Annotated in this window: 9 protein-coding genes and 3 rRNA genes; 6 read left to right on the forward strand and 6 right to left on the reverse strand. The window is 50.0% G+C overall.

Annotated elements, in window-relative coordinates; all coding sequences use genetic code 11:
* The first annotated feature begins 27 nt into the window (after nucleotides 1-27).
* The 3 genes from A0W33_RS16125 to hrpB all read left to right on the forward strand — a co-directional run bounded on the left by A0W33_RS16125 (nucleotide 28) and on the right by hrpB (nucleotide 4,274).
* Nucleotides 28-864, forward strand: coding sequence for a HipA family kinase (locus A0W33_RS16125; RefSeq protein WP_068839127.1), 837 nt, complete (start codon nucleotides 28-30; stop codon nucleotides 862-864).
* Nucleotides 861-1,736 carry a hypothetical protein gene (locus A0W33_RS16130; protein WP_068839128.1) on the forward strand — a complete coding sequence of 292 codons (876 nt, stop codon included), beginning with the start codon at nucleotides 861-863 and terminating at the stop codon, nucleotides 1,734-1,736. The genes A0W33_RS16125 and A0W33_RS16130 overlap by 4 nt, the downstream gene beginning before the upstream one ends.
* A gap of 90 nt (nucleotides 1,737-1,826) precedes the next feature.
* A complete protein-coding gene (gene hrpB / locus A0W33_RS16135) occupies nucleotides 1,827-4,274 on the forward strand; it encodes an ATP-dependent helicase HrpB (RefSeq protein WP_068839129.1) in 2,448 nt (815 codons plus the stop codon).
* A gap of 431 nt (nucleotides 4,275-4,705) precedes the next feature.
* Here the strand turns inward: hrpB and A0W33_RS16140 are convergent, their stop codons facing one another.
* From A0W33_RS16140 to A0W33_RS16160, 5 genes are all read right to left on the reverse strand, one after another.
* Nucleotides 4,706-5,077 carry an endonuclease domain-containing protein gene (locus A0W33_RS16140; RefSeq protein ID WP_068839130.1) on the reverse strand — a complete coding sequence of 124 codons (372 nt, stop codon included), beginning with the start codon at nucleotides 5,075-5,077 and terminating at the stop codon, nucleotides 4,706-4,708.
* A gap of 490 nt (nucleotides 5,078-5,567) precedes the next feature.
* On the reverse strand, nucleotides 5,568-9,512 hold the full coding sequence (locus A0W33_RS16145) for a S8 family serine peptidase (protein ID WP_068839131.1): 3,945 nt from the start codon (nucleotides 9,510-9,512) through the stop codon (nucleotides 5,568-5,570).
* 416 nt (nucleotides 9,513-9,928) lie between these two features.
* Nucleotides 9,929-11,083 (reverse strand): MFS transporter, encoded by a 1,155-nt coding sequence (locus A0W33_RS16150; protein WP_068839132.1) that lies wholly within the window; start codon nucleotides 11,081-11,083, stop codon nucleotides 9,929-9,931.
* A gap of 380 nt (nucleotides 11,084-11,463) precedes the next feature.
* On the reverse strand, nucleotides 11,464-12,918 hold the full coding sequence (locus tag A0W33_RS16155; protein ID WP_068839133.1) for an alanine/glycine:cation symporter family protein: 1,455 nt from the start codon (nucleotides 12,916-12,918) through the stop codon (nucleotides 11,464-11,466).
* 370 nt (nucleotides 12,919-13,288) lie between these two features.
* Nucleotides 13,289-15,154 carry a PAS domain-containing sensor histidine kinase gene (locus tag A0W33_RS16160; protein ID WP_071890077.1) on the reverse strand — a complete coding sequence of 622 codons (1,866 nt, stop codon included), beginning with the start codon at nucleotides 15,152-15,154 and terminating at the stop codon, nucleotides 13,289-13,291.
* A 1,131-nt stretch (nucleotides 15,155-16,285) separates the two neighbouring features.
* Here A0W33_RS16160 and A0W33_RS16165 point away from each other — a divergent pair.
* The 3 genes from A0W33_RS16165 (at nucleotide 16,286) to rrf (ending at nucleotide 21,198) form a co-directional block, all read left to right on the forward strand.
* A 16S ribosomal RNA gene (locus tag A0W33_RS16165) occupies nucleotides 16,286-17,808 on the forward strand.
* Nucleotides 17,809-18,105: 297 nt separating this feature from the next.
* Nucleotides 18,106-21,001, forward strand: a 23S ribosomal RNA gene (locus A0W33_RS16170).
* 85 nt (nucleotides 21,002-21,086) lie between these two features.
* Nucleotides 21,087-21,198, forward strand: a 5S ribosomal RNA gene (gene rrf / locus A0W33_RS16175).
* The 16S, 23S and 5S rRNA genes sit together here, the layout of an rRNA operon.
* A gap of 271 nt (nucleotides 21,199-21,469) precedes the next feature.
* On the opposite strand, the gene A0W33_RS16180 is transcribed toward rrf, so the two are convergent.
* Nucleotides 21,470-22,930 (reverse strand): NADH-quinone oxidoreductase subunit N, encoded by a 1,461-nt coding sequence (locus A0W33_RS16180; protein ID WP_068839135.1) that lies wholly within the window; start codon nucleotides 22,928-22,930, stop codon nucleotides 21,470-21,472.
* Nucleotides 22,931-22,955 lie beyond the last annotated feature (25 nt).

Below are 22,955 nucleotides of genomic sequence, written 5' to 3' on the forward strand. Positions count from 1 at the left end.
TTAGATGTAAGGAGCAAATATATTAAGATGATAACGATTCCAAGTGTCGAAACAGAGTTGTTGATAGAAGAAAAGAACACAGATGGACATTCACCACTAAAGTTTAAATGTAATACTGGTGATATTTATTATTGTAAATATTTAGTAACGTCTAAAAAAGAAGAACTTAATTGCTTAGCCTATGAGGTAGTAGCACATTATTTACTTAAAGAGCTGCAGATTCCTACACCTGAGATTGCTCTGATAGTTGTATCAGAAGGAACTCTGAATAATAAATTAATAGTTAAAAATAGAAGGCTGAAGATTAATGATATTTGTTTTGGGTCAAAAGACGTATTCCCTGCGTCCGAGGTCAATGACATGCAGCTTATTTTGAAGAAGAAGGAGTTTAACATAATCTCTAATCCAAAAGATATAATAAAAATAGCTGCATTTGATCTATGGGTAAATAATACTGATAGGGGTAGATTTATTGATCCTGGCTTCAATTATAATCTCTTGCTACAGAGCGACGGTAAGAAGCAAAAGATCTTAGCCTTTGATAATGCTTTCATATTTGGAGGGATTGACCAATTGGGAATATTTAATCCTAATATACCTACTTTGACTAAAGACAAATTAATAAAAACTACGTATTATAAAAGTTTAATAGGCTTTATTAGTAATGAAGAGTTTATTGAAGTTGTTGACAATTTCATACCTTTGTTGAAAAAAGATTATAGTAAAATTGTTAATGATGTCATTGATCAAGTCAAGGTGGTATGGGATTTGTCTTTAGATCTTAACCATAGAATTATAAAATATCTATCGAGTTTAGATAGAATACAAAAAGTCAAAGATGACATATTACAATCAAAAAGATGAAGACCTTTTTTAGCATAATAAGTGTACAGACTAATAGTTTCTCTAATGAGAATATTGTTGTCGGTATTATTGCTATTAGTTCAAACAAGATTCATTTCGCATACTCAAAGAATAAGCTGAGTTTGGTAGATAAACTAAGTTCAGCTAAAATTGGAAGCTTTGCTAAATCAATCTTAAACCAGATTCATAATAGAGTATTAGATGCTAATCTTGAATTATCTAGCAACCAGTCAAAGCTTGAATTTAAGAACTTAGTGTTTTCAGAAGAATACTTCAAGTACTTAAATAAGTATAATAATGGGGTATTAGCCTTTTCTGAACCAGTGCAAATCAATTTAGAATTTAATAGCGACTACTTTAGTAATTATTATAAGAGTTTTGTTGGAGAGGATTTAGCTGTAGAAACATTTGAAACTAAGAAGAGCTTTTACAAAAAACTCAAACCTTACTTTGAGAAAGAGAATTTAAAAGAAAAGGCTGATATTAAGTTTGTTTTTGATCCTTTATGCTTTAAAGGTATACTTAAGGAAACACAAATACCTCTCATTACAAAAAATGGAAAGATAAGTTCACTCCAAACTATTGATTTTGATATAAATACTAATACTATAGCGAACCATATTTATGAAACTCAGATCATATACGAGGCTTTATATGATTTTTCAAAAAAGGTAAACTTGAAATTAGATAAGATTAAGATTGCTTATGAGGAGCCTGAATTAGAGTCTGAGCAGCATAAACTTTTTGATTTAGCTGTTAAAGAGTATAAAGACGTATTTGAGTTTGTTACACTTGATGAAGTAAATGTCTATACAGATAAGATATGTAACTCAAAAAACACTAAGTTTTCTGAATTGATTAAGGAGCTATAGACACTGTTTTTTACATTAAGAAGCGGCTCAGGTAAAGTGAATTCCTGCGCCGCTTTTATTTTATTAATTTATTGCTATTAATAATTTTCCTTGCCCTTCAACCCATTTACCATAGACCTACCCGTTCGGGAAATTATACCTGCTATCAGGGAGCACCTGGCGGCGCAGAACACACTGATCGTAAACGCTCCTCCCGGAGCCGGTAAAAGCACTTTGCTGCCGCTGGCTATTCTCGATGAAGTATGGCTGACAGGCCAGAAGATCATTATGCTGGAGCCCCGGCGCCTGGCGGCCAAAACCATTGCCGAGCGACTGGCGCAGCTACTGGGCGAGGAGGTAGGCCAGACCGTCGGCTACCGCATCCGTTTCGAGACGCGCATCTCCGAGCAAACACGCATTGAGGTGGTCACCGAAGGCATCCTCACCCGCATGATCCACAGCGACCGAGGCCTGGCGGGTGTGGGCATAGTGATCTTCGATGAGTTTCATGAGCGCAGCATCCATGCCGATGTAGCCATGGCCCTGTGCCGGGAGGCGCAGCACACGCTTCGCCCGGACCTGCGCATTCTGGTGATGTCGGCCACGCTGGACATGCCCCAGCTCACGCGCCTGCTGAAAGCCCCGGTGGCGCAAAGTATGGGGCGGCAGTACCCCGTGGAAACTATTTATTCCGGCGAGGCCGACGACCGCCTGCTGCCCGACATGACAGCCCGCGTGGTGCAGCAGGCAGCGCAGGAGCGGGAAGGTGATATCCTCGTGTTCCTGCCCGGTGAGAACGACATCCGGAAAGTAGAGGCCATACTCCGCAGGCAGCTGCGCGACTTTAAGATTCACCCGCTGTTTGGCATGCTGCCCTTCGGCAAGCAGTACGCCGCCATCATGCCCGACCGCAACGGCAAGCGCAAAGTGGTGCTCGCCACAAGTATAGCCGAGACCAGCTTAACGATTGAAGGCGTGTCGGTGGTGGTGGATACGGGCTTCGGCAAAACCTCCCGCTTCGATCCGAAGTCCGGTTTGTCGCGCCTCGAAACGGTGCGCATCTCCAAGGACGCTGCGGACCAGCGTGCCGGTCGTGCCGGGCGTTTGGGACCGGGAACGGCTTATCGCATGTGGAGCAAGGAAACGCAGGAGCGCATGGCCCCGCACCGCACCCCCGAAATTCTGGAAGCCGACCTGGCCTCGCTGGTGCTGGACATGGCGCAGTGGGGCATTATCGATATCCGCAGCCTCACCTGGCTGAACCCGCCGCCGCGCGCTGCCCTGGCGTCGGCCACCGACATGCTGCACCAGCTGCAGGCGCTGGAGAACTGCCGCATCACGGAGCACGGCAAGAAAATGCACGCGCTGCCCTGCCACTCACGCATCGCGCACATGCTGCTCAAAGCCGCCGATAACGACCAAGTTGCATTGGCCTCTGATATTGCCGCCATCCTGGAAGAGCGCGACCCAATGGACCGCAACGCCGGCATCGACATTAACCTAAGAATAGAAGCCTTACGGCGCTACCGCGACGAGAAGGGACAGGGCAAAAGTATGGGCAAGATCGAAAAGGTGGCGCGCTCGTACCGCTCCCTGTTTTCCATTGAGCCCGAGAACGGGGAGTTCGACGGCTACGAAACGGGTGTGCTGCTGACGCATTGCTACCCCGAGCGCATCGCCTACGCCCGCCCCGGCAACAACGCGCAGTTCCAGCTGGCCAATGGCACCTATGCCTCCGCCGGCCACCGCGATGACCTGGCGCACGAGCCCTGGCTGGCCATTGCGCACCTGCACGCCGGCGGGAGCGACAATCCCGGCCGTATTTTCCTGGCTTCGCCGCTCAACCCGAGAGATCTGGCTCCGCTCGTAAAGCAGCAGGAGGCCTACCACTGGGATGTGAACGACGGCGAACTCACCGCCACGCTGGATACCCGCATCGGCAGCATCGTGCTGCAAAGCAAACCGCTGCCCACCCCCGATGAGAAGTACCGTATCCCGGCCATCTCCGAAGCTATTAAACAGGAAGGCGAGCACCTCCTAGATTTCAGTGAGGAGGTAAGGCAATGGCAGCTGCGCGTGGGAAGTCTCCGCAAATGGCGCCCGCAGGAAGGCTGGCCCGATGTCAGCACGCCCACTCTGCTCATGACCAACTGGGAGTGGCTCAGGCCTTATTTGGCCGACGTGGAAGAGCCGGACGACCTGCTGAAAATAGAGCTGCTGCCGCTCCTGGAGAAAAACCTAGATGCCGACAAGCAAGCCCGACTCGACGTGCTGGCACCCCCAAGTATAAAACTGCCCGACGGCTCCTACATCGAGCTGGAGTACCAGCCCGCTGGTGCCCCGCCCAAGCTGGAGATCCGCCTGCAGGACGTGCTCAATTGGCAGCAGCACCCCCACGTAGACGGCGGCGACATGACCATTGAACTGCACCTGCTCACCCCGGACCTGAAGCTGATCACCGCCGTATCGGACCTGGAAAGTTTCTGGCAGGAAGACTACCCGCGGGTAAAGAAGCAGCTGGAAGTAGTGTTCCCGAAAGTGGCGTGGGAGAGAGTGTAAGCTCCCCAGCCCTTCACTAAGAACAGGGGAGCGCGCGCGGCAAAGACCTCGCAGCGTGCGCAGCTCCTGCGAGTGTCTGGATATGGACAGGCTGTTGCTCCGTAGCACCAGACGCTCGCGGGACCTTCGGACTCCGCGAGGTCTTTTGTACTTGCTGGTTGGTCTTGAGTTATTTTGGAGAGTGGGAGTGGGGCTAAGGAGGATTAGCTAGATTTGAATGGCTGTTCGTGCACGATTACACCCCTGTAGTCCCCTCAAGGGGACAGTTGCGCCTTCGAGGCTTCAGAAGATTTAGTGTTATAGCCCCCATTATCACATTATTAACTGCCTTTGAGCAAAATCAAAGTCATGAATATAGCTAACTGCCGAACTGTCCCCTTGAGGGGACTACAGGGGTGTTTGTCTCATACAGAACACCTTTTAGCATGAGCCTACACTTTCCTATTCTCCCTGATCCATTGCTCCAGCGAGCGAAGCACATTGGGTAAGTTCTTCTTCACCTCTAGGTCATCAAACCGAAGAAAACGCACGTTGTGTTGCTCCAGTTTAGCCTGTCGTTCCAAATCTTCCTTGTAAGTAAAAGTATGGCTGCTGCCATCAATTTCTATGGCAAGGCTTAATTCGTGGCAATAAAAATCAACAATGAAGTCCAGCATCGGAACCTGGCGGTGAAACTGAAACCCCAGCAGTTTACGCTCTTTGATTTCCTGCCAAAGCAGAATTTCAGAAAGGGTGCTGTTTGTCCTCAGCTGCCTTGCCAAGTCTTTTAAGTAAGGCTGGTAGGGGATAATGATGTGTTTCATTTACAGGTCAATAAGTGATTATGTTAACGGATGCTCTCGAACTGGATGTGGAATAGCAGGTAAAGAAGTTACAGAAAATTTTTAATGAAACGTTCTGTTTGTGGTCACACCCCTGTGAGCTACGCTCGCAAGCTGCAAACTCCCGTTCTTGCTTGTCCTCGAGGGGACAGTTCAGCCTTTGGAGCTTCAGCTATACTTGTGCTATTGCCTCCATTATTAAACTAACGACTGCACTTCAGTAAAAGTAAAAACGCTTATATGAGTAATCACTTAACTGTCCCTTGAGGGGACTATAGGGGTGTTAATCGTGCATGGTCTACTTACAAACTACAACGCTACTTCCTCTGATAGGAAGTATAAATTGAAGTTCCAGCAAAACAAAACCACTCTAAACCACTCCCCAAACTCCATCACCCTAAAACAAAAAAGCCTGGCACAGGGCCAGGCTTTTTTGTTAAAGTATAAGTAAGTGCGCTTTAAAAGCGGCTACTTATTTTTTGATGAGCTTGTGCACCTGCACTTTGTTACCAGCGGTAACATGTAGCAGGTACATACCAACTGGCTGGTTGCCCAGGTTTACCTGGTGCACTTCGCTGTTGCTGTTCAGGGTCACGTTTTTGCGTGATACTTCCTTGCCTGTAAGGTCCCATACACTCACCACTACCTGCTGCTGTGCAACACCCTTCAGTACCACGTTGTACTGGCCAGTTGAAGGGTTAGGGTACACAAGCGATGCATCGGTGATCAGGTCTGTGATACCGGCAGCCTTGCTTTCTTCAACCGAAGTTTCAGTAGCTACAGGAGTTGTTCCTGTCACTTCCACCTCAATGGTCTTCATTGCAACCTTTGCACCACAGTCACCCATCACTACTAAGGTAATGGTATACTTGCCAGCCTTAGAGAACACAACGGCCGCTTTGGTAGGGTCATACACGGCAGAAGCAGCACTTTCGCCCATGGCAGTTACTGTGCCGCCGCTTACCTGCCAGTTGTATACCTGAGCTTTCTTGCTCTGGCTTGCATCCAGTTTGATAGACTCACCAACCGCTACCGTAGTCGCAGAAGTAGTGAAGTTGGCGATAGGCAGCTTGTCAATGTTGTCGAACGTGCCGATACCAATGGCAAAGTCTGTAGAAAGGCTTACCAGGTCTTTAAGTGTATACCAGGTGCTGCCGTAAAGCGCTAAAGAGCGCTCGCCCATGTTAGGGCCAGCCAACTTTGATGCTACCGCCATGTTATCGCCGGCGATAAAGTTAACCGCGAAGCCAACATAGATGCGGCTGTCAACTGAAAGCACAACAGGCTGGTCAAGTATAACTTCCATATTGCCACCGTTAGTAGCTATTGCCTGCATCATCTTGGTATAAGATACCTTTACTGAGCTGATCACTTCACCTGGCGTACCATTCAAACCAGCATTCCATACGTTTACTGTGATGAACGACGTTGCGGGTACTTTAGCCGCAGCAGTAGCAATGTTAAACATGGCTTTAGATACAACCGTACCGGCTGCTAAATCAAATGACTTCGCATAAGTTCCGATGCCGTATCCGTTATGACCAGAGAAAGTGCCTCCAGCTCCAGTGCCAAACGTAGTCAGGCGGGCAGGGAAAGGGAAGTCCACGTTACCGCAATCCTGGCCAGCTGTGAAGATCTCGATGTACTGCTTCTTGGTAGAAGTTGATACATCTCCTTCAGGGTTGCGGGTTACGAGCGTTACATCATACTTGCCTTTGGTTTTGAATGTAACCACCGGGCTTTCTTCTGTCGATCTGATTTTGGTTGACCCCTGTGAAATTAACCACTCGTAGCTTGTAGCGTTAGCGGTGGTGTTCGTGAAGGTGATGGCAGAGCCAACGTTTGCTGATAAAGCAGAAACCTCAAAGCCAGCAACTGGTTCCTGAGCACAATCCGCCACGCGAATCTGCTTTGTGAACGACTGACGCAGTTCAACAGGATATACAGCGGTTCCTTCGGTGATATTTACCGCACGGGTAGCTACGAGCGTTGGCAGGTAGGTGCCGCCTGTGGTGTAAACCGAAGTAGCAGTAGCTGTTGCAGCAGTAGTGCCGTTTCCGAAGGTCCAGCGGTAAGCAGTTGCTTTGTTTACGCTCGCGCCGTCAAAAGTAACCTGACCGCCTACACATGCCTCAGCCGGAGTAACTGAAATTGGTCCGGCAGGATACTCAGATGCATTTGCCAGGACAGGGAAGATAGCGAACGTCCAGCGAGCGCCAACCTGTGCGTTTATCTGCCAGCTGTTGTTAAAGAACAAAGCAGATTCTGATCCAGAGCCAGTATAGGTAGTGTGGTGGATAGAAATGTTATCGCCAGTGCCGTAATCGATCTCGAAACCTACGTAGAAGCTGCTGTTAGCAGGCACCTGTACTGGCTTGTCGAAGTAGATGTAGTTCGGGCTAAGCGTGCCTGCTAAACCATTTGGCTTCAGGTCAGAGATTTTAACCGTCTGCGTGTGTAGTACACGTCCTGGTATGCCTCTCTCTGCTTCCCACACCTTTACGCGGACGGTGGAATTTGCGCTTCCGGCTGTTGCCAATCTAAAAGAGATATTAACACCGGAAATCATGTGCGTGGTAGAGTACTTGTAGAAGTTGGCGAAAGCCGGGATGTTGTTTGCACTGTGGCCGTTTACGCCAGATGCCCCAACCGGTCCAGCCAATGGCAAACCAAGTACGTCCAGCGCAGTGAATCCGGAAACATTAATTTTTACCGACTTAGAAGCACCACCATTGATAGACAACGTTACTTCGTGCGTGCCGGCAGCAAGGAACTTCACCACCGGGTTCTTAGCGGTGGAAGTGGCGATGTTCGCATTCTGGAAGGTCCAGGCATACGTCAGGTTGCTACCCGTAGAACGGTTTGCAAACGCTACTTCCTCACCAATCACAGCGCTCACCTTGCTGGGAATGAAATCTACAGTAGGTGCCAGAACAGTGCCTCCAGCTGCCACAATGGCCTGGTACACATTAATTCGGCCTGCACCCAGTAAACCTTCGTAACCAGGGTTCAGGATATCCACGTTGTCAGAAGTAGAAACGATGATATCTCTTACCTGGGTAGGAGTCAAAGAAGGTTTCTGCGCTTTGATGTAGCCAGCAAGGCCAGCAACCATAGGGCCAGACATAGAAGTACCGGTGTAGTTGGTATAGCCACCAGCAGCGATACCCGTGCCTGTTCCGGCAACTGTACTATAGATGTTAGTACCTGGCGCGGCAATGGTAACCCAATTGCCAAAGGTAGAGGAGCTACTCTTTTTATCGACTTCGTCTGTATTCGAAACAGAGATTACGTGCTGATACGTAGCTGGGAATTGCTCGAGGTTGTTGTTGTTGTTACCTGCAGATGCGATGAAAATCATACCTTGGGCAGCACCTTCGTTTATCAGATCCTGAAATGCCTGAGAGTAGCCGGAGCCACCAAAGGACATGGATACCACATCGGCTTTAGCACCTCTGATGGCGTAGGCCAAACCTGCAAAAGAAGTATAAATGCTTCTGGTATTAGCCGCATTGTCAGGAGTACATTTTACCGCAACAATCTGTACTTTGTTATTGCTTATAGAGGCTATACCCACACCATTGTTAGTTACAGCACCAGCTATACCAGCACAGTGCGTACCATGCGAAAAAGTGTTAGGGCCAGCTATGTTACCTAGTGCAGTTGCTACTAGGGGAGGATTGGGGTTATTGTCGTTGTCAGCAGAGTCCCAACCATTCACATCATCAATGTAACCGTTGTTGTCGTCGTCAATACCGTTAGAGGCTTTGTCTTTACCGCTGGCATCCACGCCAGTTTCGCCGGGATTTGACCAGATGTTGGCTTTCAGGTCGGTGTGTGAGGTTAATACAGCGTCATCCACGATGGCGACTTTGATTGGAGCACCTGTGGCATTGAAAGAGGAGTAAGACTGTACTGCTTTCGTGATGTTCAGTGAATACTGGCTTCCGCCGGTATAACTCGGATCAGAAGGGGCTGCATGAATCTGGTAAATAGGCACCAATTCGGCATATTCCACCTCAGGCATCGCCTTCAACTCACTGATCAGTTGTTTCACAGAAGAAACGGAACCGTCCAGTTCTACCTGAAAGATGCGGGCTACTCCATTGCCGGAGCCTTTGCCTGCTGCCTGGCGCATCAGGCGGGCGTCTGCCTTTAGTAGCGCCTTGCTTATTTTGTCATCCTTAAGCTTTTTTGCTCTTTCACTCTTGCCATTGAATTCGATGGCAGTGCCTGTTTCGAGCTGGCGAAACTTTACGAAGATCTTATCGTCGTGGTAAGGCTTTTCGTCCGGGCTCTGGTGCGGCGTGTTGGCTGGCACAAGCTGTGCCGACGAAAGCTCCTGAGCATTAGCACTGAAGACCTGCCCGGCCAGCATAAGCCCAAGCACACCTTTAACGAAGTAATTTTTTTTCATGTAATAAAAGTTAGATTAGTTTACCGGCTTAGAACCTGATAAATGTGTTTAAGATTCAAAAAGTTAAGCTAAAAAATCTGAATAATAAGCTCCTGATCTGAACCTTATGATGAAAATTAATTGATGATTAAATTTAAATCTAAGATTTAAATAGTACAATAGATGCCAGTAGAGGTCGATGCTATTAATAAGTGAATTTTAAATTGTATTATATTTACAAGGTGTGTTTGTGTTATTATTTTGTAAATCCTGCTGATGGCTGTAAATTGCTGAATTATATATTGTTAAATTTTTTTACTTAACGTGAGATGGAGGAGGGGTAAATATGTGCTTTATAATATATGAATAACGTGATACTGTGAATGTTTTTTCGAATCTGATTTCCCATACCTACTGAAATAGCTCAAAATTATATATTATTCTCCAGGTACAGGCTGTGTTTTGAGCTTAAAGAATAGCTTTGAGATAGGTATGAGCATGACCCCGGCCAGGGCAAACAAAATAAAGGAAAGCCGCAGGCTAAAAGCGTGCGCCAGGTAACCGATCAGTGGAGGTCCTATCAACATGCCGATAATGCCATAGGTCACGATAATAGACAAGGTGACGCCAGGGGAGTACTTGGTGGAAGCACCGGCCAAGGTGTACGTCATCGGTATAACCGAGGCCGTTCCAAAACCAACCAGCGAAAAACCAATCATGGCGGGCCAGAAGCTGGGAAGAAGTATAGAAAGGCTGACACCGGTAAAAATCAGGATTGAACTTAGCACGTAGGTTTTTGGCATCCCGATCTTCTCCACAATACGATCAGACACAAACCGGGATAGTGCCATGAACGACATGAAGATGAGATAGCCGGCAGTGAATACGTCTTCTTTTACCACCTGCTGAAAATAAATGCCGCTCCAATCGAACATGCCTCCTTCGCACAGGGCAGCAAAGAAAACGAGCAAGCCCAGGTATAAAATGGCCGGATCTGGTTTCCCCAACGTCAGCTTGTTTCCGGCGGTAGCACGGTCGTTCCTGAGCAGGAAACGCGAGGCAACCACTGTAGCCAGCAGGGATAAAATTGAAACGGAAAGCAGGTGCGGAATAATGGGGATTCGAAGCGACACCAGCAACGTCGTTAGCCCCACACCCACAATCCCCCCCAGGCTCCACAAACCATGAAAGGAGCCGTTTATCTTTCGGTTCAGCTTCTTCTGCAGGGCGATAGCCTGTGTGTTGATTGCAATGTTGAAGATGCGCATGGTTAAGGAAAACAGAAACAGCGCCCCAACCAGGTAAAAGGAGGAAAAGGCCAATCCTATGAGGGAAAGTGCCACTCCGTTTACCATAAAGGCTGTTGTTAACGGTATTCTGCTGTCGAACCTGGTCACCAGCCATCCTGATATGGGTAGACCGATAAGGGAGCTGATCGGCATGGTAAGCAGAATAGAACCCAGTTCAGCCTCGTTCAGCTGTAAAGCCCCTGCAATGGTAGGAATTCGGGAGGCCCAACTCGCAAAGTTGAAACCGGCCAGAAAGAAAAAAACACTAAGCGAAAGCCGCTGCTTGTTCATCGAAAATATCATAGCGTACCAAAGGGGCAAATATGCAATACTTAAAGGGGATGTTTACGCGCCAAAGCGCACTTCCTGCTGATTTTAATGGAAGAGATTTCAGTAACAGGTGTGAGAGAGGAGAGTAGTTTAGCCTCACTACACCTTACCGCTCCTGGTTTTAAAAAGGTAGGAGCGTGTGAACGAGAAATTGGGTATGCGTTGGCAGGGCAACAGCCAGTGCGAACAAGGCTTTATCCACAGCATCGGCGGGTACAGGTTCCCTCTGTTAGCTAACCAGCGGCGTTGCGTACAGTTGCAGCATTGCACCATCAAAATTTAGGTTTACGCTATAAAAGGTAAAGCAGGATTGAAAGATCCTGCTTTACCTTTTATAGCGAATACGACTTTGCTTATGCCTGCTGCAGCTTTTTCTCCTCCAGCTCCTTTCCGTCCCATTCGCCTGCGTTTGGTATTCCCAGGCGCTGCGCATTATACACCGGGTCGAGGCCGGCTTTGCGCTGGGCCTGGTAGTCTTTTAGAGCCTGAAGCGCAGGTTTGCGTAGCAGCAGGATAGCCACCACGTTCAGCCAGGCCATAATGCCCACGCCGATATCCCCCAGCATCCATGCCGACTCAGCCGTTTTGATGGAACCGTAGAATGTTGCGGCCAGAATCAGCGCGCGCAGCACCCACAGCAGCCACTTATTGCCCTTTGCATTCAGGTAGCTCAGGTTTGTTTCGGCTATATAATAATAAGCCATGATGGTGGTGAAGGCAAACAAAAGCAGCGACACAGCCACAAAGCCACTGCCCAGCGAAGGGAAGAAAGTATTGACTGCCTGCTGCGTGTACTCCGGGCCATAGGCTATGCCCGGAAGATTCTCCACTACAAAGCCGCCTTCCGGATTCACCACATTGTATTGGCCCGTAAACAGGATCATGAAAGCTGTGGCGGTACATACAAACAGCGTATCCACGTAAACCGAGAACGCCTGTACCAGCCCCTGCTTGGCCGGGTGGCTTACCTCTGCCGCCGCTGCCGCGTGTGGTGCAGTTCCCTGGCCTGCCTCGTTTGAATAAATGCCGCGCTTTACTCCCCACGAAATTGCCATTCCGAACATACCTGCAAAGGCAGGCTCGGCATCAAACGCTGATGAGACGATCAGGCTGATCACGGCTGGCACCTCTGCTATGTTTGCTACTATAATAATAAGAGTCATCAGGATGTAGGCACCCGCCATAAAAGGAACGGCCACCTCGGCGACCTTGCCAATGCGCTTCACGCCACCAAAAATAATAAGTGCCAGCAGTACGGTTACCCCGGCGCCCGTAGCAGCCGTGGGCACCTCGAACGCCGTGTACATGCTGGAGGCGATGCTGTTACTTTGCACACCCGGTAAAAAGAGCGCCATACTTACAATAGTGGCCACGGCAAATACCACGGCATACCATTTCATGCCCAGGCCCTTCTCTATATAATAGGCAGGGCCTCCTCGGTATTCCCCGTCTTTCACCTGTTTGTAAATCTGGCCAAGTGTGGCTTCTATAAAGGCCGAAGAACTCCCAAGGAATGCGATCACCCACATCCAGAACACGGCGCCGGGACCGCCCATGGCAATAGCCGTGGCCACCCCGGCAATATTGCCTGTTCCAACCCGACCGGCAATAGCGATGGAAAAGGCTTGAAAGGAGCTTACCCCTTTCTTAGAGGACTGCCCGTTGAAGAGCAAACGAATCATTTCGCGGATGTAGCGGACTTGCAGGAACCGGGTGGCAATTGAAAAGTAAATACCTGCCCCGAGACAAAGTATGATAAGGGCATTGCTCCAGACAATGTCGTTGATCGCGCTGATGATGCTTTCCATTGGGTGTTTTTTTGGCGGGAAATATTAAAAACTTTACTTGCTTACATTATTATAAAGAAGATCCAGTAAAGGCTTCTTAAGCCGAAAGTATGGAATTTCTATAAAAAATCAGCTATAGCAGGCGAAGAAGTGCCGACGCGACTGCTATAAAAAGAAAAGAAATTGATGCTATCAGCCTAAGCTGGCTGGCTGCCGCCGCCGCTGTAATCTGTATGAGAAAGCGGAACAAGGTAGGAATGGTAACCGCAAGTACAGTAATGCATGCTTACCTCAGTATACTAAAGCACGGACGCAGGCGTACCGGGAGGTTATCGGGTGAGCCATACTTGGGAGGCCTTTTCTATGATGCAACTACGAACCAGAATGTTATTTAAGCGTGCAGCGTTTCCTGCTGCCCAGGGGTTGCATCTTTGTTGATGCGGATGGTAAAGGTGGTTCCTGCACCTGGGGTGCTGTCCGCGGCAATCGTGCCGCCAATCGACTCCACCTGCTCCTTCACCATGTATAAACCAATGCCTCTGCCTTCGGCTCTCTTGTCCATCTTGCCATACAGCTTAAAGAGCGATTTTTGCGCTATGGCCATGTCCATTCCCATGCCATTGTCTGCAAATGTAATCATGTGCTGCTGTGGTGCCGGGATGTACTTCACCTGGATGCGCAAGGGCCTCATAGGGTCGCGGTACTTGATGGCGTTTGAAAGCAAGTTGTGAAAGATGCTGTACACGTATGCCTTGTTTGCCTGCAGGCATGCCTCCTCCGGAACAGCAACATCAATCTGCGCTTCGGTGCTTTCTATTTTGTCTTGCAGGCTTTTGCATACTTCCCCCAAAACCTTTGCAATGGATACCTCCTCTTGCCGGAGGCTAGCCCCTCCATCCCTGAAGGAGAGCAGTTCGTTCAGGTCTTTGAGCACATTGTATAGGCTCATGGAGGTCTGCTTTAGGTTTTGCAGCGCCTTGGCAAAGTCATTGGGGCTTGTCTGTTGCCGCTCCAGAATGGAGGTAAGGCCCAGCATGTTGGCCACAGGTGTTCTTAAATTATGCGAAACAATGTAGTTAAACTGCTGCAGGTCTTTGTTGTGGCGGGTAAGGTCCTCTGCCAGAAGCTGCATTTTAAATTCGGCATTTTTCCTTTCGGTAATGTCGTTCTGTATGGCGAAGTACTGCGTCAGGTTTCCCTCATCATCAAACATTGGGGTGATGTTCATTCCAAACCAGAACTTCTCCCCATTTTTCCGGTAGTTGACCACTTCTATATAAAACGGCTCCCGCTTATTTACTTTGTCGTGCATAAGGCGCACAGTGGTTGGGTCTGTTTCTGGTCCCTGCAGCAAATGGCCTGGCTTTTTGCCACGCAACTCGCGCATGGTGTAGCCGGTCACGTTGCTGAACTCCGAGTTCACCCATTCGATTTTGCCGGTGGGGTCGGTTATCACCACGCAACTGACAGCCTTACTTGCCACCAGCGAAAGTTTTTCCAGTTCCTTCTGTGCTTCCTTTTCCGCCGTGATGTCGCGTGCAATACCAAGTATACCGATGGATTCCTCTAAATAATAAAGCGGTATCATGGTGAGGTGCAGTGTACGGGACTTCCCGTTCTTGCTGATAACTTTCCCCTCCAGCACGCTTGGCTCGTGGTGGCTTGCTTTGCTAAGGGCTTTTATGGCTTCGAAGGTGAAGGAGGGGGCCGTAAACTTTGAGAAGTGCTCGCCTATTATTTCCTGCTCCCCGTACTGCAGCATTTTTTCCACGTTCGCGTTCACCCGCTCGAATATGCCGTCCGACGACAAGGCGAAAACAATGCCGGGGTGGTTCTGAAAGAGCGAGTTGTAATAACTCAGATTAATCTCATCAATGCGTTTGGCCTCTTTCTCCTGTGTTATATCCTGCAGGTGTACAATGTAACCCCTTAGCGCCTCATTCTCCACCGCATCCTTAATCGTAACAACTACCCATATCCAGGAGCCATAAGTGGTCTTAAGGCGGAGCGGTGGCGATTTTACTTCCTGCGCTGTTTGCAACTCCTGAAGCGTCTGCCTGACTAAAGGCAAGTCGGCAGGACAAATGTGCCTGATGGCGCGTAGGGCAGTGAGTTCCGCTGTTGCATAGCCTGTGAGCCGCTCCAGAGACTGACTTATGAAGAGCAATTTGCCGCTTTCGCTCAACACACACAGGAGGGCCGGGCTATGCTGAAGAAGAGACGAATAAAATAACGTCGTTGCTGCGTTTTGCTCCATAAGAACGCGTAGAGGGTGAGGAGTTCGAGGCTTTCTTTACAGGTAATAAGTATATATAAGTAAATATTAAATTTTTGTTTGAATTATTTTAATTATTTATAGATAGAGAGGATGTGCACACTTTATTATAAAAGCAGCATACATAACAGGGAAATCGAAGGGGGACAATTGCACATAAAGCCAGACGCAAAGTGAAGCACTATACATGTTTCGATTCTCCTTAAACAAGTCTACAAAGAACGTACTCGTGTACTGCATCATTGGTAAGATAAAATGGATAGTGAGCTTCTGAATTTTGTACCGCACGCCGTGTAGATCCACAATGGTAGTAGCATCTCAGATGTTGGAGCGGTTTAGGCTTACATGTCGAGCAGTGGTGTAAGCTCACATTAACAAATGAAACTATACTATATCAAAAAGACATAGCTTTCAGGATGTGGGCTGCAGCTTTAGATCGAGCATTCATAGGCGCTTTTTTACCACACAGATTTTATTGATGGAGGAAACAAAGGGAGAGGGGACATTTATTGAATTGCTGCTGACAGTACTTTAATGTAGCACCTTAATTCTGTTTGCAAATAATCGAAGAGAAAGTGGGCAGAGGAATACAACATAAAGTGTTCTGTAAGACCAGCTTCAGATATTGCTAAAGAAAGCGGAAGCAGAAAAAGAGAAAATTATGAAGTCCGCTATTGCGAAAAGAGAAAATATTACTACCTTTGCATCCCCATTCAGACAGCAGGTTTGAAGCAGGATCAGGGAAAAATAAATTATTCAAACTCCTTGCATTCAGAAAATAAATTCTTACCTTTGCATCCCGTTCAGCAGGAAGGGGCAAAAAGAAAAGAGTAAGAAAAAAAAGTTGAAATAAAGTTTTGAAGTTTAAAAATAAGCTACTAACTTTGTATCACACAAAAGATCGACTCTAAAAAATGAGTCGTGCATCGGAAGGTGGCAAGAGAAGAAAGATGTTCTTCTACAAGTTCTTTGAGAGATTGATTGAGACAGAAATTTAAGGTAATCCGCGCAGGTGGTTGAAACATACTAACTGCGTCGATTCTAGTAATAGAGTAAAAAGAAAGCCGGGGTCTGACAGACACATTTCTATTCTTAGGGATAGATAAAAACTTTACAATGGAGAGTTTGATCCTGGCTCAGGATGAACGCTAGCGGCAGGCCTAATACATGCAAGTCGAACGGATCAGGTTCTTTCGGGAACCTGGTTAGTGGCGCACGGGTGCGTAACGCGTATGCAACCTACCTTCCACAGGGGGATAGCCCCGGGAAACCGGGATTAATACCGCATGACACCATGAATCGGCATCGGTTTATGGTCAAAGTTTCGGCGGTGGAAGATGGGCATGCGTGCCATTAGCTAGTTGGCGGGGTAGAGGCCCACCAAGGCTACGATGGCTAGGGGTTCTGAGAGGATGGTCCCCCACACTGGTACTGAGACACGGACCAGACTCCTACGGGAGGCAGCAGTAGGGAATATTGGGCAATGGCCGAGAGGCTGACCCAGCCATGCCGCGTGCAGGAAGAAGGCCTTCTGGGTTGTAAACTGCTTTTATCAGGGAAGAAAACGCCCCTGCGGGGGTAACTGACGGTACCTGATGAATAAGCACCGGCTAACTCCGTGCCAGCAGCCGCGGTAATACGGAGGGTGCAAGCGTTGTCCGGATTTATTGGGTTTAAAGGGTGCGTAGGCGGCCCGTTAAGTCAGCGGTGAAATCCCAGGGCTCAACCCTGGAACTGCCGTTGATACTGGCGGGCTTGAGTTCGGTGAAGGCGGGCGGAACTGGCGGTGTAGCGGTGAAATGCTTAGATACCGCCAAGAACCCCGATTGCGTAGGCAGCTCGCTGTGCCGAAACTGACGCTGAGGCACGAAAGCGTGGGGAGCGAACAGGATTAGATACCCTGGTAGTCCACGCCGTAAACGATGATTACTCGATGTTGGCGATACACTGTCAGCGTCCAAGCGAAAGCGTTAAGTAATCCACCTGGGGAGTACGCCCGCAAGGGTGAAACTCAAAGGAATTGACGGGGGCCCGCACAAGCGGTGGAGCATGTGGTTTAATTCGATGATACGCGAGGAACCTTACCTAGGCTAGAATGCGCGTGACGGTACCAGAGATGGTACTTCCCTTCGGGGCACAAAGCAAGGTGCTGCATGGCCGTCGTCAGCTCGTGCCGTGAGGTGTTGGGTTAAGTCCCGCAACGAGCGCAACCCCTATCTTCAGTTGCCAGCACGTGATGGTGGGGACTCTGGAGAGACTGCCTCCGCAAGGAGCGAGGAAGGCGGGGACGACGTCAGGTCATCATGGCCCTTACGCCTAGGGCTACACACGTGCTACAATGGCGCATACAGAGGGTAGCCAGCCAGCGATGGTGAGCCAATCCCAGAAAGTGCGTCTCAGTTCGGATCGGAGTCTGCAACTCGACTCCGTGAAGCCGGAATCGCTAGTAATCGCGTATCAGCAACGACGCGGTGAATACGTTCCCGGGCCTTGTACACACCGCCCGTCAAGCCATGGAAGTCAGGGAGACCTGAAGCCGGTGACCGTCAAAGGAGCCGTCTAGGGTAAAACTGGTAACTGGGGCTAAGTCGTAACAAGGTAGCCGTACCGGAAGGTGCGGCTGGATCACCTCCTTTCTAGGGAAGACCACCGGCTTTCGAAGACGCAGGAAACCTGCGCGGCACACTTTAAATAACTGTTTCAATCAATTACCTCAAATACTATAAGGTCAGAACGGCAGGTTTTGACTTCACATCTTGAGAGTTTGCACACGCACCGAGACGTCTTACGTCCAGTGTCTAGTGTCTAACGTCTTAAAGAGAAAGTTCTTTGACATGATGGGAAAGAGAGAGAAGTAATAAAATATTGACTAGGCCCTAGTGATAGGGTCCTGGTGCGAAAGAGGCGGGCCGGTTGCCTTCGGGGGACCGGCCGATGACGCAGAGAAGGGCGCACGGGGGATGCCTAGGCTCTCAGAGGCGATGAAGGACGCGACAAGCTGCGATAAGCTGCGGGGATTGGCACATACAAGTTGATCCGCAGATTTCCGAATGGGGCAACCCACTGTGTTGAAGACACAGTACACCTTAGGGTGAGCGAACCCGGGGAACTGAAACATCTAAGTACCCGGAGGAAGAGAAAACAAGAGTGATTCCGCAAGTAGTGGCGAGCGAACGCGGAACAGCCCAAACCAGGCTTGTCACGGCAAGTCTGGGGTTGTAGGGCCGCGATGTGGGACCAAAGATTGAAGCATAACGTTCTGGGAAGAACGACCATAGGGGGTGATAGTCCCGTGTGCGTAAGCTCTTTGGCCCTAGCGGTACCCTGAGTAGGGCGGGACCGGAGAAATCCCGCCTGAATCCACCGGCACCATCCGGTAAGGCTAAATACTCCTGAGAGACCGATAGTGAACCAGTACCGTGAGGGAAAGGTGAAAAGCACCGTGAATAACGGGGTGAAACAGATCCTGAAACCGTGCGCTTACAAGCGGTCGGAGCCCATTAGTTGGGTGACGGCGTGCCTTTTGCATAATGAGCCTACGAGTTGCTCCTCCCTGGCAAGGTTAAGTGTCTTCGAGGCACGGAGCCGCAGCGAAAGCGAGTCTGAACAGGGCGCGCAGTCAGGGGGGGCAGACGCGAAACTTTGTGATCTACCCATGGGCAGGATGAAGGCTGGGTAAAACCAGTTGGAGGTCCGAACCAGTTTACGTTGAAAAGTATTTGGATGACCTGTGGGTAGGGGTGAAAGGCCAATCAAACTGAGAAATAGCTCGTACTCCCCGAAATGCCTTTAGGGGCAGCGTCGCGGTGGAGTCATGTGGAGGTAGAGCTACCGATAGGACTAGGGGGAGTCACATCCTACCGAATCCTGACGAACTCCGAATGCCACTTGACATACGCGGCAGTGAGGCCTGGGGTGCTAAGGTCCCGGGCCGAGAGGGAAAGAACCCAGACCGCCAGCTAAGGTCCCTAAATTCAGACTAAGTTGAACAAAGGAGGTCCACTTGCTTAGACAGCCAGGAGGTTGGCTTGGAAGCAGCCATTCCTTTAAAGAGTGCGTAACAGCTCACTGGTCGAGCGAGAGGGCATCGATAATAATCGGGCATCAAGTCTGATACCGAAGCTGCGGATTGCACTATGTGCACTGGTAGGGGAGCATTCCCTTCTGCGGTGAAGGCGTCCCGGCAAGGGGCGCTGGAGCGTAGGGAAAAGCAAATGTAGGCATAAGTAACGATAATGCGGGCGAGAAACCCGCACACCGAAAGACCAAGGTTTCCTGATCAACGCTAATCGGATCAGGGTTAGTCGGGTCCTAAGGGCGAGGCGAAAGCGCAGTTCGATGGACAACTGGTTAATATTCCAGTACCGGCACGCCATAGCGATGCGGTGACGGAGAAGTGAAAGGACGGCGCGCTGACGGAATAGCGCGTTTAAAGCCGTAGGTATTGGACCGGTCGTGAAGTACGCCGGACTAGCTGAAAGCTGAAAGTACTCCAACCCCTCGGGGGCGGAGATCGTCCCTAATCAGGCTCCCTAGAAAACCCGCTAAGCGTTTAAATGGCTTGCCGCCCGTACCGCAAACCGACACAGGTGGTCGAGGAGAGAATCCTAAGGTGCTCGAGTGAATCACGGCCAAGGAACTCGGCAAAATGGCCCTGTAACTTCGGGAGAAGGGGCGCTTCCTTGCAGCAATGCAAGAAGCCGCAGTGAAAAGGCCCAGGCGACTGTTTAACAAAAACACATGGCTTTGCGAAATCGAGAGATGAAGTATAAGGCCTGACACCTGCCCGGTGCCGGAAGGTTAAGAGGGGATGTCAGCCGCAAGGCGAAGCATTGAATCGAAGCCCCGGTAAACGGCGGCCGTAACTATAACGGTCCTAAGGTAGCGAAATTCCTTGTCGGGTAAGTTCCGACCTGCACGAATGGTGTAACGATCTGGGCGCTGTCTCAGCCGTGAGCTCGGTGAAATTGTAGTCTCGGTGAAGATGCCGAGTACCCGCAACGGGACGGAAAGACCCCATGAACCTTTACTATAGCTTAGCATTGACGCTGGGTAACTCATGTGTAGGATAGGTGGGAGGAGATGAAGCGGCGTCGCCAGGCGTCGTGGATCCGTCCTTGAAATACCACCCTTGAGTTGCTTGGCGCCTAACCTCACAGAGTGGGGGACCGTGCTTGGTGGGTAGTTTGACTGGGGTGGTCGCCTCCAAAACAGTAACGGAGGCTTTCAAAGGTTCCCTCAGCACGCTTGGTAACCGTGCGCAGAGCGCAATAGCAGAAGGGAGCTTGACTGTGAGGCCCACAAGCCGAGCAGGGCCGAAAGGCGGATATAGTGATCCGGTGGTTCCGCATGGAAGGGCCATCGCTCAAAGGATAAAAGGTACTCTGGGGATAACAGGCTGATCTCCCCCAAGAGCTCATATCGACGGGGAGGTTTGGCACCTCGATGTCGGCTCGTCACGTCCTGGGGCTGGAGAAGGTCCCAAGGGTTCGGCTGTTCGCCGATTAAAGTGGCACGCGAGCTGGGTTCAGAACGTCGTGAGACAGTTCGGTCCCTATCTGTTGTGGGCGTCGGAGATTTGAGGGGTTCTGGCCTTAGTACGAGAGGACCGGGCTGGACGAGCCTCTGGTGGACCTGTTGTGGCGCCAGCCGCAGCGCAGGGTAGCTACGCTCGGACGGGATAAGCGCTGAAAGCATCTAAGTGCGAAACCCGCCCCAAGATGAGATCTCCCTTAAGGGCCGTCAAAGACGATGACGTCGATAGGTGGCAGGTGTAAAGGTGGAAACACCAAAGCCGAGCCATACTAATTGCCCGAGCGCGTCCGGCCACGAAAAGGCCCGCCGCTTTTCGCCTCCCCTCTCTTTCCCAAATCATGTTAACAAGCATTAGCACGCATAACAGCCGTGCGACGATAATGGTGGCTATGGCCCCGGTGAGCACCTCTTCCCATCCCGAACAGAGAAGTTAAGCCCGGGCGCGCCGATGGTACTGGGGTCACACCCGGGAGAGTAGGTGGCCGCCAACCCCATACATCAGACGCCCCCCCTTGCGCAAGCGAGGGGGGCGTTCTGCTTTCAAAGATACTTTGGGGAAGTGGTGAGGGGAAGTGTGGCCCAGGAGGATTCGCTCTAATCCTGCATGTGGACCGCTTGGGCACAGCCGCCGTGCCTACCGGCTGTGCCTTATCTACGGGTGCCGTGCTCACGCCTTGCCATATACAGGTCACAAAGAAGCCCCCGCTACTAAAGCGGGGGCTTTCTCTTTTATAGAGTGATTATCAAGCTATTCATTCACATCTAACGGATACCTAGAACTTCCAGAGGTTGAAGCATAGCGCTAATTATGTTCAACAGGTAGGTGGGGTAGATGCCGATGCCGATGAGCAGGAATACTAATACTGCCAGTGTGCCCACACTGGCCAGGTAGATAGAGGGGCGCAACCGCTGCCGTGGCTCCATATCCTCCTCTGTCTGCTGAAACATCACGGCAATTATTTTTATATAATAGTACAGGCCAATCACGCTGTTAATCACCAGCATCACCACAAGCAGCCACATTTGATTATTCACGCCCGCTGCTAAAAGATAGAACTTGCCTACAAACCCAGCCGTGAGCGGAATACCAGCCAAGGAGAGCAACATAGCCGTCAGCACGGTTGCGGCCCAGGGGCGGCGCCAGAGCAAGCCACGGTAGTCAATCAACAGCTCCGCATCACGCTCCTTGCCTGACAGCATCGCGACGGTTCCGAATGCCCCAACAGTGGTGATGAAATAAGCTACCAAATAAAATGTCACCGCTTCCACGCCCATCTGGTTTCCCGCCAGGAAAGCCACCAGCAAATAACCCAAATGCGAGATGGAGGAGTAAGCGAGGATGCGCTTCACGTTCTTCTGGAACAGCGCCAGTAGGTTGCCTGCAAACATGGAGGCAATGGCGACAATAGTGAATATGAGCATCAGGGTAGGGTACCGGAAGCCGTCTACTTCCATAAAAAAGCGAATAAGCAGGCCCAGCATACCGCCTTTTGATACTGTGGCAATAAAAGCAGATACCGGGGCAGGGGCCCCCTCATACACATCCGGCGTCCACATATGGAACGGCACGAGGCTCAACTTAAACCCGACGCCGATAATCATAAGTCCGAAGCCAGTGAGCAGCAGGAGCGGTAGTTCCTGGGAAGCAGCCATGGCCACAGCAATTCCCTGGAAGTTCATGCTACCGGTGCTGAAGTACACCAGCGCCATTCCAAAAAGTAAGAAAGCAGAAGAGAAAGCAGCCAGAATGAGGTATTTAATACCAGCTTCGTCGGAGCGCTCTCGGGTACGGAGGTAGGAGATAAGGGTGTAGAGCGCCACGCTCAACACCTCCAGCCCCAGGAACAGGGAGGCAAAATGTGTACTGATGACCAGCGTGCAGGCCCCGAGCGTGGACAGAAGCAACAGGATGTAATACTCCTCCTTCTGCTCTTCGCGCTGCTCGAAGTAGGCATAAGACAGCATGCTGATGAGCAGCGCCGTCGCCAGTATCAGGCCCATATAAAATACCCCAAAACCATCAACCACCAGCAGCGGCTCGATGTGGTACGGCGCTCCAGCCCGTATCTCGAAAAGCGAAAGAAAGGCGGCGACAAAAGTAACAGCCGTGATAGCATAAATGATCTTGTGGTTGCGCCACGCCGCAATTACCAGCATGATGATCAGCACAGAAAAGGTCAGGATGAGCAGCGGCATCAGGTGAAGAAAATCGTTCTGGCTCATGGGCTTGTAATTTTGTAGTTTTAGC

Origin of the sequence: Pontibacter akesuensis (assembly GCF_001611675.1) — a bacterium.
GTDB lineage: Bacteria > Bacteroidota > Bacteroidia > Cytophagales > Hymenobacteraceae > Pontibacter > Pontibacter akesuensis.